The organism is Methylobacterium variabile, from assembly GCF_001043975.1.
In the GTDB taxonomy this organism is placed as follows: domain Bacteria; phylum Pseudomonadota; class Alphaproteobacteria; order Rhizobiales; family Beijerinckiaceae; genus Methylobacterium; species Methylobacterium variabile.
The window spans coordinates 1-11,271 of record NZ_LABY01000253.1 but is presented as its reverse complement, the minus strand read 5'-3'; the positions used below and the strand labels follow the sequence as shown (position 1 = coordinate 11,271).

Below are 11,271 nucleotides of genomic sequence, written 5' to 3'. Positions count from 1 at the left end.
AGCGGGACGCAGTGGCCCTGCGGACCCGCCATGGCGACGAATGAGGCCAGCCCCGCGACCGCGAGGAGCCCGTGGTCCAGGTGCGGCGGCAGTCCGGGCGTCGTCCCGCCCGCCCCTGCGCCCCCGGCCCGCTCCACCGGTGCGACCGGCGGGCGCGGCCGCATCAGGAGCGCCAGCGGCAGCATGGTGGCGAGGCAGAACAGCCCGATGCCGCCCTGCGTGGCGCGCCAGCCGTAGGTCGTCACCGCGTGCTGGACGAGCGGCGGCCACAGGGTGCCGGCGAGGTAGTTGCCCGCGGCGCAGATCGAGACCGCGATGCCGCGCCGGCGGGCGAACCACAGCGAGATGTCGGCCATCAGCGGCCCGAAGGCGGCGCTGGATCCCAGGAGCCCGATCAGCAGCCCGTGCGCCAGGGCGAACTGCCACAGGTTCGTCGACAGCGCGGTCGCGCCGTAGCCGAGGAAGAGGCAGATCCCGCCGAGCGCCAGCGGCGCCAGGATGCCGAAGCGGTCGGCGAGCCGGCCCATCAGCACGCCGCCGAAGGCAAAGCCGACCATGGTCAGGGTGTAGGGCAAGGCGGCCGCGCCGCGGGCGGCGCCGAACTCCGCCTGCACGGCGGGCAGCACCACCACCACCGACCACATGCCGACGCCCCCGATGGTGGTCAGCAGCACGGAGACGACGAGGCGGCGCCAGGCAGCGGCGGAATCGAGCCCGTCGGCGGGCATCGCAGGGGTCGGCACGGGCGTGTCCTCGGATCGTTTATGGCTTTGCCGGTGCTGTAGCAGCCGGGACGGCCGGCGAGGAGCGATCCGCGTGCAACCCCCTGCCTCGCTGCGGGAGGTGAGTGTGCCGCCTTGAGCAGGCTCTCAGAGGCAAAAGCGGGGATTTCAACCGATGCAGACCGGTGCCGGCCATCAGCGCAAAGCGTCAGGATGAGCGCGAATCCACATCCACCACCTGATGATCCCGATCAACACGGCGATTGCGGCGGATGCTCCAAGCGAGAAGCCGAACTTCGTAGCGTCCCAGTGGAGACAGAACGTGCTCGACCCGGGAGGATGGGTCGTCATGTTGCCTAACGACATCGCAACCCCGATCAGAAGGAACCTTGCCGTATCGCTGGCAATCTTTCTCAGCAAGATTCGGCGATCATCCACGGAGGCTGCATCCCTTCTCAGACTCCGTATCAGAGCATCCGAACGTTAAGCGACTTCGCTCCAAATCCTGCACGCGATGGGTTATTCCGAGGACCGAGCCCGCCGTTTCGATCCTGCCGTTTCGATCCTCCGCGCGAGGACGTGCATCGGAAGCACAGACCTGCACCGACCTGCCCGGACCTTCTCCCAGATGGTCGGTTACCCCTCCGCGACCGTCCCGGGATGGCGCGCCGCGAGGTCCCGGCGCATCGCCTCGGCCCAGCCGCGGCCGCGCTCCGCCCGCGGCGTCGGGATCGGCACCTCCGCCGCGAGGCTCGCCGGCCGGCCGGAGAGCAGCAGCAGCCTGTCGGCCACCGCCAGGGCCTCGGGCACGTTGTGGGTCACCATCAGCACCGCCGCGCCCCGCGACGCGGCGCTGCCGAACACCGCCGCCCGCAGCGACGCCGCGGCCGCGTCGTCGAGGGAGACGAAGGGCTCGTCGAGGACGAGGAGGCCGGGCGCGAGGGCGAGCGCCCGGGCGAGCGCCACCCGGCGGGCCATGCCGAGGGAGAGCGCCCGCGGGTAGCGCCCGCGCCACTCGGTCAGGCCGAGCTCGTCGAACAGCGCGTCGAGGGACTGGCCGCGCTCGGCCCGCGGCAGGGACAGGCGCACGTTCTCCTCGACGCTGCGCCACGGCAGGAGCCGCGGCTCCTGGAAGACCATGCCGATGCGCAGGCCGGGCCGCGTGGTCAGGCCGCCCTCGAAGTCGCGGTCGAGGCCGAGCAGGATGCGCAGGGTCGTGGTCTTGCCCGCCCCCGACGGGCCGATCAGGCAGAGGGTCTCGCCGGCCCGCACCGACACGACGAGGTCGCGCACCGCCTCGACCGGCTCCGCGCCCACCGGGCGGTAGACCTTGCGCCGGACCGTCAGGGTCAGGATCGGGGCGGCCGCGGCGGCGACCGCGGGCGGCTCAGCGCCAGCGGCGGGCATGGGCGTCAAGGGGCTGGAGCAGCACGGCGTCGACCGCCAGCATCACGGCGCTGAACACGAGGCTGTAGCCGATCAGCGCCGCGACGTCGAAGAGCTGGAAGTAGTAGGAGATGGCGTAGCCGACGCCGTTGGGACGCCCGAGCAGCTCGACCACCAGCACGATCTTCCAGGCGAGCGAGATCCCGGAGCGGGCGGCGGCCACCGCGAAGGGCTCGAGCTGGGGCAGGAGCACGTGACGGATCCAGGTGCGGCGGTCGTACCGGAAGGCCTGGGCCATCTCCTCCAGGCCGGGGTCGAGCCCGCGGGCGCCCTCGCGCAGGATCACCGCGACGTTCGGCATCTTGTTGAGGGCCACCGCCAGGATCGCGGCGGTCTCGGTCAGGCCGAGCCAGATGTAGGCCAGCACGGTGATGACGAGGGCCGGGGTGTTGAGCAGCACGAGGAGCGGCGTGTCGAGGAGCCGGTCCGCCCTCCGCGAGCGTCCGAGGGCGATGCCCAGCACCGCCCCCGTCGCCATGGCGAGGCAGAACGAGGCCGCGACCCGCCACAGGGTGATGCCGATGTTGCGAAGCAGGTCGCCGGAGCCGGCCTCCCGCACCAGGAAGGCCGCCACTGCCTCCGGTGACGGCAGGGTGCGCGGGTCGGTGGCGCGGCTCGCCAGCCACCAGCAGGCGATGAGCAGCGCTCCCGAGAGCAGGCGGGCGAGAAGGGCCATCAGGCGATCGTCGCGCGCGCGGGCCGCTCAGCCATTCGGCCCGCCGTCCCAGTACAGCCCCTCCGGCAGGGACGCGGCGCGCCCGACCAGGCGCTCGCCGCCGAGCCGCGCCAGCACCGCGTAGAGGCGCTCCGCGTCGGCCCGCTCCGCCGCCGCGTTCCGGCGCGGGATGCCCTCCAGGAAGGCGCGCCTGAGCGTGGCGAAGGTCGCCTCGTCCTCCGCCGCCATCAGGGGCCGCACCGGCGCCCAGGCGGCCTCCCCGGCGGCGAGGGCCCGCTTGGCCCGGGACGAGGCGCGGGCGAGGCCGGCGACGGCCTCCGGCGCGCGCGCCAGCAGCGCCTCGTCGAAGACGTAGCCGAGGAGCGCGATTGGCCCCGTGACCCCGAAGGCCTCGGCGATGCCGTCGGCGCCGATCAGGCGGCGGAAGCCCCTGGCCTCGAGCCTGGCGCAGAAGGTCCAGTACAGGAGGGCCGCGTCGAGCTCGCCCGCCTCGAGCTTCTGCATCAGGAGCGGCGGCGCGCCGAAGGCCGGCCGCGCCTCGCGCTCGAGGTCGAGCCCGTCCTTCTCGCGGGCCCGGGCCCGCAGCAGCAGCCAGTTCTTGTCGAGCGCGCCCCCCGCCACCCCGATGCGCTTGCCGGCGAGGTCGGCGACGCTGCGCAGGGCGCTGTCGCCCGGCACCATCAGGGCGCCCTCGGTGGAGGAGTAGGGCAGGAACTTCACCGCCCGCCCCTCGGCCCGCAGGCGCGCGGCCCAGAGCAGGTCCGACACGATGGTGTCGACCTGCCCGCCCTGGAAGGCGATGCGGGCGGCGTCGCTGCCGGCGAGGCGCACGCCCTCGAGGGAGAACCCCTCCGCGCGGTCGAGCCCTTCGGCCGTGATGACCGCCGCCTCCCACGAGACCGTGCCGAAGGGCAGGAGCCCGACCCGCAGGGGGACGGCTTGCGCGGAAGCCGGTTGCGCCCGGGCTGCACGGAGCTGCAGCTGCTGCGCGAGCGGCCACAGCCCGGCGGCCGCCATCAATCCGCGCCGTGAGAGCATGGGCGCTCCTCCGAATCTGCCCGGCCGCGTCGCCGGCCGTTGCCCCCGAGAGGTAGGCGGCGCCACCGGCAGCGTCCACCGCTTGCGCATGGGGGCGCGAGGCCGCACCCTGGGCGGACCCGCCGCCGCGGTCACTTGTACTATCGTCGGGCGGCCCGGCCGGAGGGAGACGCCATGGCCAAGGACCCACTTCTCGCCCCCGACGCGATCGCCGCGCATCTCGCCGACCTGCCCGCCTGGACGCACGCCGACGGCTGGATCACCCGCACCTACCGGACGAACAGCTGGAAGGGCACCCTGATGGTGATCAACACGGTCGGGCACCTCGCCGAGGCGGCCTGGCACCATCCGGACCTCACCGCCTCCTACGCCTGGGTCGAGGTGCGCCTCACCACCCACTCGGCCAAGGGCCTGACCGAGAAGGACTTCGCCCTGGCGAAGAAGATCGAGGAGGTGGTCGGCTGGCAGCCGGGGCTGGAGGGCGGCGCCCTCGAGGGCACGCCGAGCGACCCGCGCTTCGCCTACATCAAGCACGACCGGTAGCGGCAGGGCCCGGCCGGCTTCGCCTCACGAGGGGCGGCCGATGCTCGAGGAGCCCGCGGCGCACCTGCGGATGAGGGCAGCCGGACCAGGGGATCCTGCCTCACCCGCCTCTCGTTCATCGAGCGAGACGGCGCCTTCGTGTTCAGGTGCCGGAATTCCGGTCGAACGGGAGCTGCCGGCGGAGATCCTCGTCGCGAAGCCAGAGCGCCCCCCAGGCGGCCATGCCGAGGTAGACGCCGAAGAGCACGTGGGTCAGCACCGAAGCGCCGTTCCGCGCCTGGACGGCGACGGCTCCGCCAAGGTAGCCCGTGAGAAGGATCGCTCCGAGAATCCTGGTTTTGGGCACGAGGTAAAGGAGCGTGCTGATGCCCAGCACCAGGCCGAGCAGCCGGGTGGCGGCTTCCGAGAAGCCGAGCTCGCCCGTGGTCGCGACGGCCGGCTGCGCGCCGATGAGCTTCATGCCGGCATCGAGCGCCAGGAACAGCGTGACCATCCCGAGAAGAAGGGTTCCGACATGCTTCCACCGGAGCTGCGCCATGCCGGCCTCCCGAGCATCATCTCGTCGTCTTGATATCTTATTTGCTAAGATATAAGACGATGCCCGTCAAGGCCCGGAGTCGGTGCGGGCCGGTCATTGCCCGGTGCCAGCCGGGCCCGGCCAGGGAGCGCGCATGAGTTCAATCCCCGCATCGCTGCCGGACCTCGCGCCCCTGACCGTCGTCGCGGCGGCGCTGTTCACCGGCGGGTGGCTGGTCCTCGACCGGTTGAGCCCGGGCTTCACGGTGTTCGGCACGCGCGTCGAACCCTATGACTTGATCGCTCAGCCGATCAGCGGGCTCGGCCTCGGCAAGACGGCAGTCGCGATGAACACGGTGTTCGTCCTGACCGGGGTGCTCATGGCACTCGGCCTCGTCGGCGTCCTGGCCGGCGTGCCCGCGCTCTCCGGCACCGAGCGGATGTCGGTCGGCGCCGTCCTGCTTCTCAGCCCCCTCGGCACGGCCATGTGCGGCCTGTTCACGCTCGAGAGGATCATGCCCCACGCTGCCGGGTTCCTGCTCGCGATGGGAGCGCCCATCGTCGGCTTCCTCGCGCTGGGCTGGCAGCTCGGGCGAGAGCCGCGCTTCGAGACCCTCGGACACCTGCTGGTTGCCGCTGCGCCCGTCACGCTGGCCCTGCTGACCTGCTGGTTCCGGAGCTTCGACCCGGAGGCGTCCGGCCAGGGACGCGGCGTCGCCGGGCTGCTCCAGCGCATTCTCGCCACCGAGGTGCTCGGCGTGCTCGCGGTGCTGGGGTGGTCGGTGCGGGCAGGCTCCACGCCATGACCGGCGAGCCGCAGGCGGGTCCCGGCGATGTTGCCGGCATCGTCATGTCCGCGATGCGCGAGGCGAGCGCTCTCGGCATCCTCTACAGTGCCGCGGCGGCGCGTGCCCTCGGCATCAGCAGCAGCGACCTCGAATGCCTCGACGTCATCGCCGCCCAGCAGCCCGTCACGGCAGGCGCCCTGGCCGCTGCGACGGGCCTGACGACCGGTGCCATCACGGGGGTCGTCGACAGGCTCGAGACGGCGGGGTTCGTTCGACGCGTCCGGCCGGAGGCGGATCGCCGCAAGGTGCTGATCAGCACGACGGACGCGTTCCTGGCCGAGGTGGTGCCCCTGTTCGAGCCCATGCGGCGCCTCCAGTCCGCGGTGGTCGAGCGGCACGGCGCCGAGCAGCTTCAGACGGTGGCGAACTTCATGACGCTCAGTCTGCAAGCGGCACGGGAGGCGATCGTCGAGATCAGCCAGCGACCCGGCAAGGAACGACCGCGGGACCGTTCGAGGCGGTAACCGATCGAGGGTGGAGCGAATGCGGACGCATCAAGTCATCATCGTCCATACGACGATCACTGTTCCTTTGGCGTCGGCATTGGCCTTTGCGCAAGAGCCTGAGAATTTTTCGCAATGGGCGGCGGGCTTGGCGCGCTCGCTGCGCAGGACGGAGAGAGGCTGGATTGCCGACACGCCGGCCGGTGAGGCCGTCGTGCGATTCAGCGCCCCCAACGAGCATGGCGTGCTCGACCACTGGGTGCGCGTGGCGGGCAGGCCCGAGATCTATGTTCCGCTGCGGATGATCGCGAATGGCGACGGCACCGAAGTCGAGCTGATCCTCTATCGACAACCCGAGATGAGTGATGCCGACTTCGAGCACGATGCGGAGCTCGTCAGAAGAGATCTGGCGACGTTGAAGCAGGTGCTCGAGGGGCGTCAATAAGACCGCGGCGCCGTCGAGCGGACTCTTTCGGCGGCGTCCGTTCGAGCTTGGCCGGCGCCCTCGAACATTCCGTTCGACGGCATTGCGGTAGAAGACCCGAGATCCTTGAAAGCAGCCCTCGGTTCTCGACGTGTCGCCAGGCTTCTGTCCCCGAAGCATCTGGCTGGGCGGCCCGGCAGCCCGGATGCAGCCGGACCGCTTCCGGTCCGGCTCGGTCGCCTCAGGCGCGCGGCGTTCCGCAGCCCGCCACCTCCGCCACCAGCCCGGGGTCGAAGGTCCGGCCCTCGACCGGGTTCGCCAGGCAGCGGGTGGCGTGGAGCACGAGGTCGTGGCCGGCGTGGAAGTGGCCCGAGACCCAGAGGGCCGGCCGATGGGCCTCCGGCAGGTCGGCGAGCAGCGTGGTAGCGTAGAAGGCCGGCACCCACCAGGGCACGCCGGGCGCGTCGCGGTAGCGGTCGGCGGCCTCAGGTATCGGCGGGTGGTGGGTGACCGCGACGGTCGGGCCCGGATGCGGCCGGGCGAGCGCGGCCGCGAGCGCCGCCCGGTCGGCGGCGTGGGCGGCCATGGCGGCCTTCGGCGTCCACGGCGTGCCGTCGCCCTGGCGGATCGCCCGGTACTCCCGCGAGCCGGTCGCCGGGTCGGTCATGCGGGCGGCCGCGAACGCGACCGGGTCGGCGGGGCGGTCGGCTGCGTCCGCGGCGAGCCAGCGTCCGGCGAGGCGCCAGTCGCTCCACAGGGTGGCGCCGACGAAGCGCACGCCGCCGATCACGCGGGTCCCGCCGCTCGCGAGCAGCACGACCCGCTCGCGGCCGGCCTCGCGGTTGATCGCCTCGGCCCCGGCCGCGAGCGCCGCCAGCAGCTCCGGGGCGGTGCGGGGATCGCCCGGCGGCCCGTAGCGCTCGTGGTTGCCCGGCACCAGCACCACCGGGTTGTCGCCGGCGAGATGCGTGAGCGCCGCGAGGCCCCGCTCCGGCTCGCCCTCCCAGACGTCGCCGGCGCAGACCAGGAGGTCGAAGGCGCGCGTCGGGGCCGGCACCGCCGCGAGGGGGCGGCGCTCGAGGTGCAGGTCGGAGAGGGGAAAGATCCGCATCCGCGGCCGCTCACGGTCCGGCGCCGAACAGCGACAGCACCACCGGACGCCGGTCGAGGTTGTAGACCTGCGCCTCCCGGGCCGCCCGGCCGGCGCGCTCGGCCGCCTCCGCCAGGGCCGCGAGGCGGGCCGGCGGCTCGCCCTGGCGGCGCTCGATCTCGGCCGCGAGGCGGCGCTGCACCGTGTCGAGGGCGACGGCGTAGAGCGCGTCGGCGTCCCGGCCGGCGAGGCGCTCGGCCAGCCGCAGGGCCCGGCGCCAGTCCGGCCGGTCGCCCTGCGCCATCAGCGCCTCGACCTCGTCGACCACCCCGAGGGTGTCCGGGTCGAGGAACTCGAGGGCGCGGGCGACCGAGCCCTCGCTCAACGCCGCCGCCCGCCCGATCAGCTCCGGCGGCCTGTCGGCGTGCGGGGGCCCGAGGCCGCGCAGCACCTGCGCCAACTCCCCGGCCGCCAGCGGCGTCAGGTTGAGCCGGCGGCAGCGCGAGCGGATGGTCGGCAGGAGGCGGCCGGGGGCGTGGCTGACGATCAGGAACAGCGAGCGCGGCGGCGGCTCCTCGATCACCTTCAGGAGCGCGTTGGCGCTGGCGAGGTTGAGCTCGTCGGCGCAGTCGACGATGCAGATCCGGTAACCCGCATCCGCCGCGGTCTCGGCGAAGAGGTGCAGCGCCCGCCGGGCGGCGTCGACGCCGATCTGGGTCGGCACCGTCTTGGCGCCGGGCGCCTTCTGGCGCCGCAGCAGGACGAGGTTCGGGTGCGACAGGCCGGCGACCTGCCGGGCCACCGGGTGGCCGGGCGGCAGGTCCAGGCGCTCGGGCACGCCCGCGCCGTCGCCGCGGGCGAGCAGGTGGCGGGCGACCCGGAAGGCGAGCGTGGCCTTGCCGATGCCCCGAGGCCCGCCGAGGAGCCAGGCGTGATGCAGCCGTCCGGCGCCGATCGCCTCGCGGAAGGCGCGCTCGGCCGCCTCCTGGCCGAGGAGGTCCTGGCGCTCCCGCGGGCGCGGCACGCCCGCGATCTCGCCGGGCTCGAGGGCGTCGTCGTCCCGCTCAGGCGGCATCGGACTTGCCCCGGACCAGGTGCGGCAGCCGCGCCGCGACGGCGGCGCGGACCGCCTGCGCCACCGCCTCGGGCGAGCCCTGCGCGTCGATGACGGCGCAGCGTCCCGGCTCGGCCTCGGCGATGGCCCGGTAGGCCGCCCGCAGGCGCTCGTGGAACCCCAGGGCCTCCGCCTCGAACCGGTCGGGGCCGCGGGCGGCGGCGCGGTCGCGCTGGCGCGCCCGGGCGAGGCCGATCTCCGGCGGCAGGTCGAGGATCAGGGTCAGGTCCGGCCGGGTCGCGCCGACCACCACCCGCTCGAGGGCGGCCAGCGTGCCGGCATCGACCCCGCCCGCCGCGCCCTGGTAGGCCCGGGTGGAATCGCTGAAGCGGTCGCACAGGACGACGGCGCCACGCTCCAGGGCCGGGCGGATCAGGGTGGCGAGGTGGTCGAGGCGGGCGGCGGCGAAGAGCAGGGCCTCGGCGAAGGGGCCGTAGGGCTTGGCCGCCCCGGCGAGCACGGCGGCGCGGATCCGCTCGGCCCGGGGCGAGCCGCCGGGCTCGCGGGTCGTCACCACCTCCCAGGTCAGGGACCCTTGGTTCAGAGCCCCTTGGCTCGCGTCGGCCAGGCCGTCCGCGCCGGCGCGCAGCCAGGCGGCCAGGCGGGCGATCTGGGTCGACTTGCCGGCGCCCTCGCCGCCCTCGAAGGTGATGAAGCAGCCGGGGCGTGCGGAGGCCCCGGCCTCCGCCGCTGCGATGGCGCCGGTCACGACTTGCTGGTGATCCGGCTGAGGGCCTGGCGGAACCAGCCGGTGCCGACCTCGAGCGCCGCGTCGAGGGCGCGCTGGGTCATGGTGCCGGCCGGCACGGCTTCGGCGGTGTAGAGCGGCATGTCGAGCACCACCTGCTCGCCGCGGGTGACCTTCAGCCGGCCGACCTCGCGCCCCTCCTCCACCGGCGCGGTCAGCGGGCCCTGGTAGGTCGCGCGCGCCACCAGGCGGTCGCTGTTGCCCCGCGGCAGCATGAGCCGCACCGGCTTCTTCGTCACCAGCGGCACCCGGCCCTTCTCGGCCCCGTAGGTCTCGGCCTCCGCCACGGTCTCGCCGGCGGCGAAGACCTGGCGCGCCTCGAACGCCCGGAAACCCCATTCGAGGAGCTTGCGCGATTCCGCGGCGCGGTCGCGGGCGGTCTTGAGGCCGCTCACCACCAGCACCAGGCGCTGGCCGTTCTGCACCGCCGAGCCGGTCAGGCCGTAGCCGGACTCCTCCAGGTAGCCGGTCTTCAGCCCGTCGGCGCCGATGTCGAGGGCGAGCAGCGGGTTGCGGTTCTGCTGGCGGATCTTGTTCCAGGTGAACTCGCGCTCGGCGAAGAGCTTGTACTGCTCCGGGTAGGTCTCGATCAGGTGGATGGAGAGCTTGGCGAGGTCGCGGGCCGTCACCTTCTGGTCGGGAGCCGAGTAGCCGGTGGCGTTGCGGAAGGTCGAGCGCTCGAGGCCGATCTCCTTCGCGTGCCGGTTCATGATCTGGGAAAAGTTGTCCTCGGTGCCGGCGACGCCCTCGGCCGCCGCGATCGCCGCGTCGTTGCCGGACTGCACGACGATGCCGCGCAGGAGGTCGGGCAGCTTCACCTTGCTGTTGAGCTGGGCGAACATCGACGACCCGCCGCCCCCGGCGCCGCCGCGGCGCCAGGCGTTCTCGCTGATCGTGAACTCGGTGTCGGGGGTGAGCTTGCCCTTGCGCATCTCGTCGAAGAGCACCTCGACGGTCATCAGCTTGGCCATGCTGGCGGGCGAGAACGGCTCGTCGGCGGCCTTCTCGAACAGCACCGCGCCGGTATCGGCGTCGATCAGGATCGCGTGCGGCGCCAGGGTCTGGAAGGCCTGCGCGCGCGCGCCCGTCGCCCCGAGGCCGGCCGCCAAGGCGGTCGCCAGGGCCAGGCCCGCGGCGAGGCGCGCGAGCGCCCTGCCCGCTCCGGTGGTCGCTCTCACACGCATACCCTCATCGCTCGAAGCCCCGGCCGTCCGGGAGACGCCGCACTCTGCCGTCCCGCCCGGGCCCGCGCAACCGCGCCTGTGCCGCAGTGCGGGACACGGAACCCTTGTCGAGGCGGGCCCGGTCGGGCCCCGGGCCGTTCAGGCGCATCCGTGGTTCATCCCACCTGCGAGCAGACGATCGCGCCGCCCCGAAGGCGATCCCCGGGCATCGCCGGGACGTCTCGATCCCGCCTTCGAGGCCCGGCGAGGCTCACTCGCCGGCCGCCTCGGGACGAGGCCACGGCCGGGCACATCCGCGATCGCGCGCCCGAGGGCCCGGCAGGCTCTCAGTACATCCCTGCCACCTTGGACCGCGGCGGCATGCCGGGCCGGTGGCCCTGCCCCTTCGCGTCGTCCTTCCCGCCCTTCTGGGCACCAGCGAGGCGCAGGGGCGGCGCGATCGGCAGCGGACCGCTCTTCGCCGCGGTCCAAGGTGGCAG

General features: G+C 73.6%; 13 protein-coding genes. 4 read left to right on the top strand and 9 right to left on the bottom strand.

The annotated features are described in order from the left end of the window. The 4 genes from VQ02_RS29440 to VQ02_RS29425 all read right to left on the bottom strand — a co-directional run. Positions 1 to 743: MFS transporter (locus VQ02_RS29440; RefSeq protein ID WP_245239895.1), on the bottom strand; the 743-nt coding region annotated here is incomplete at its 3' end. Positions 744 to 1,358: 615 nt separating this feature from the next. Further along, the gene (locus VQ02_RS29435) at positions 1,359 to 2,129 is read right to left on the bottom strand and encodes an ATP-binding cassette domain-containing protein (protein ID WP_048447801.1); all 771 of its coding nucleotides are present in this window, start codon (positions 2,127 to 2,129) and stop codon (positions 1,359 to 1,361) included. Then, a complete protein-coding gene (locus VQ02_RS29430) occupies positions 2,110 to 2,844 on the bottom strand; it encodes an ABC transporter permease (RefSeq protein ID WP_048447800.1) in 735 nt (244 codons plus the stop codon). The genes VQ02_RS29435 and VQ02_RS29430 overlap by 20 nt, the downstream gene beginning before the upstream one ends. 27 nt (positions 2,845 to 2,871) lie before the next feature. Beyond that, the gene (locus VQ02_RS29425) at positions 2,872 to 3,882 is read right to left on the bottom strand and encodes an ABC transporter substrate-binding protein (protein WP_048447799.1); all 1,011 of its coding nucleotides are present in this window, start codon (positions 3,880 to 3,882) and stop codon (positions 2,872 to 2,874) included. A gap of 174 nt (positions 3,883 to 4,056) precedes the next feature. Between VQ02_RS29425 and VQ02_RS29420 the strand changes: the two genes are divergently transcribed. Beyond that, complete coding sequence (locus tag VQ02_RS29420) at positions 4,057 to 4,425, top strand: 4a-hydroxytetrahydrobiopterin dehydratase (protein ID WP_048447798.1); 369 nt, start codon at positions 4,057 to 4,059, stop codon at positions 4,423 to 4,425. A gap of 142 nt (positions 4,426 to 4,567) precedes the next feature. Here the strand turns inward: VQ02_RS29420 and VQ02_RS29415 are convergent, their stop codons facing one another. Further along, on the bottom strand, positions 4,568 to 4,963 hold the full coding sequence (locus VQ02_RS29415) for a DoxX family protein (protein ID WP_048447797.1): 396 nt from the start codon (positions 4,961 to 4,963) through the stop codon (positions 4,568 to 4,570). Between the two features lie 133 nt (positions 4,964 to 5,096). On the opposite strand from VQ02_RS29415, the gene VQ02_RS29410 reads away from it, so the two are divergent. From VQ02_RS29410 to VQ02_RS29400, 3 genes are read left to right on the top strand one after another with little or no spacing between them, the layout of a single operon-like run. Next, positions 5,097 to 5,747, top strand: a complete 651-nt coding sequence (locus VQ02_RS29410) for a hypothetical protein (protein WP_048447796.1) — start codon at positions 5,097 to 5,099, stop codon at positions 5,745 to 5,747. Further along, entirely contained in the window at positions 5,744 to 6,253 is a 510-nt protein-coding gene (locus VQ02_RS29405; protein ID WP_053080599.1) for a MarR family winged helix-turn-helix transcriptional regulator, read from the top strand. The genes VQ02_RS29410 and VQ02_RS29405 overlap by 4 nt, the downstream gene beginning before the upstream one ends. Before the next feature lie 19 nt (positions 6,254 to 6,272). Then, entirely contained in the window at positions 6,273 to 6,677 is a 405-nt protein-coding gene (locus VQ02_RS29400; RefSeq protein WP_209437083.1) for a hypothetical protein, read from the top strand. Between the two features lie 220 nt (positions 6,678 to 6,897). On the opposite strand, the gene VQ02_RS29395 is transcribed toward VQ02_RS29400, so the two are convergent. The 4 genes from VQ02_RS29395 to VQ02_RS29380 are packed head-to-tail and all read right to left on the bottom strand — an operon-like array spanning position 6,898 to position 10,792. Further along, the gene (locus tag VQ02_RS29395; protein WP_048447795.1) at positions 6,898 to 7,767 is read right to left on the bottom strand and encodes a metallophosphoesterase; all 870 of its coding nucleotides are present in this window, start codon (positions 7,765 to 7,767) and stop codon (positions 6,898 to 6,900) included. Between the two features lie 10 nt (positions 7,768 to 7,777). Beyond that, positions 7,778 to 8,821: a DNA polymerase III subunit delta' gene (locus tag VQ02_RS29390; protein WP_048447794.1), complete on the bottom strand. Its 1,044-nt coding sequence runs from the start codon at positions 8,819 to 8,821 to the stop codon at positions 7,778 to 7,780. Continuing rightward, complete coding sequence (tmk, locus tag VQ02_RS29385) at positions 8,811 to 9,569, bottom strand: dTMP kinase (RefSeq protein ID WP_245239894.1); 759 nt, start codon at positions 9,567 to 9,569, stop codon at positions 8,811 to 8,813. Before tmk ends, VQ02_RS29390 begins: the two co-directional genes overlap by 11 nt. Further along, complete coding sequence (locus VQ02_RS29380; protein ID WP_048447793.1) at positions 9,566 to 10,792, bottom strand: D-alanyl-D-alanine carboxypeptidase family protein; 1,227 nt, start codon at positions 10,790 to 10,792, stop codon at positions 9,566 to 9,568. The genes tmk and VQ02_RS29380 overlap by 4 nt, the downstream gene beginning before the upstream one ends. Positions 10,793 to 11,271: the final 479 nt, after the last annotated feature.

What these genes read in the sequence shown, in the direction of transcription:
- VQ02_RS29380 (WP_048447793.1), bottom strand. Translation starts at nt 10,792, where the DNA reads ATGCGTGTGAGAGCGACCACCGGAGCGGGCAGGGCGCTCGCGCGCCTC.
- VQ02_RS29410 (WP_048447796.1), top strand. Translation starts at nt 5,097, where the DNA reads ATGAGTTCAATCCCCGCATCGCTGCCGGACCTCGCGCCCCTGACCGTC.
- VQ02_RS29405 (WP_053080599.1), top strand. Translation starts at nt 5,744, where the DNA reads ATGACCGGCGAGCCGCAGGCGGGTCCCGGCGATGTTGCCGGCATCGTC.
- VQ02_RS29415 (WP_048447797.1), bottom strand. Translation starts at nt 4,963, where the DNA reads ATGGCGCAGCTCCGGTGGAAGCATGTCGGAACCCTTCTTCTCGGGATG.
- VQ02_RS29420 (WP_048447798.1), top strand. Translation starts at nt 4,057, where the DNA reads ATGGCCAAGGACCCACTTCTCGCCCCCGACGCGATCGCCGCGCATCTC.
- VQ02_RS29395 (WP_048447795.1), bottom strand. Translation starts at nt 7,767, where the DNA reads ATGCGGATCTTTCCCCTCTCCGACCTGCACCTCGAGCGCCGCCCCCTC.
- VQ02_RS29400 (WP_209437083.1), top strand. Translation starts at nt 6,273, where the DNA reads ATGCGGACGCATCAAGTCATCATCGTCCATACGACGATCACTGTTCCT.
- VQ02_RS29390 (WP_048447794.1), bottom strand. Translation starts at nt 8,821, where the DNA reads ATGCCGCCTGAGCGGGACGACGACGCCCTCGAGCCCGGCGAGATCGCG.
- VQ02_RS29430 (WP_048447800.1), bottom strand. Translation starts at nt 2,844, where the DNA reads ATGGCCCTTCTCGCCCGCCTGCTCTCGGGAGCGCTGCTCATCGCCTGC.
- VQ02_RS29425 (WP_048447799.1), bottom strand. Translation starts at nt 3,882, where the DNA reads ATGCTCTCACGGCGCGGATTGATGGCGGCCGCCGGGCTGTGGCCGCTC.
- VQ02_RS29435 (WP_048447801.1), bottom strand. Translation starts at nt 2,129, where the DNA reads ATGCCCGCCGCTGGCGCTGAGCCGCCCGCGGTCGCCGCCGCGGCCGCC.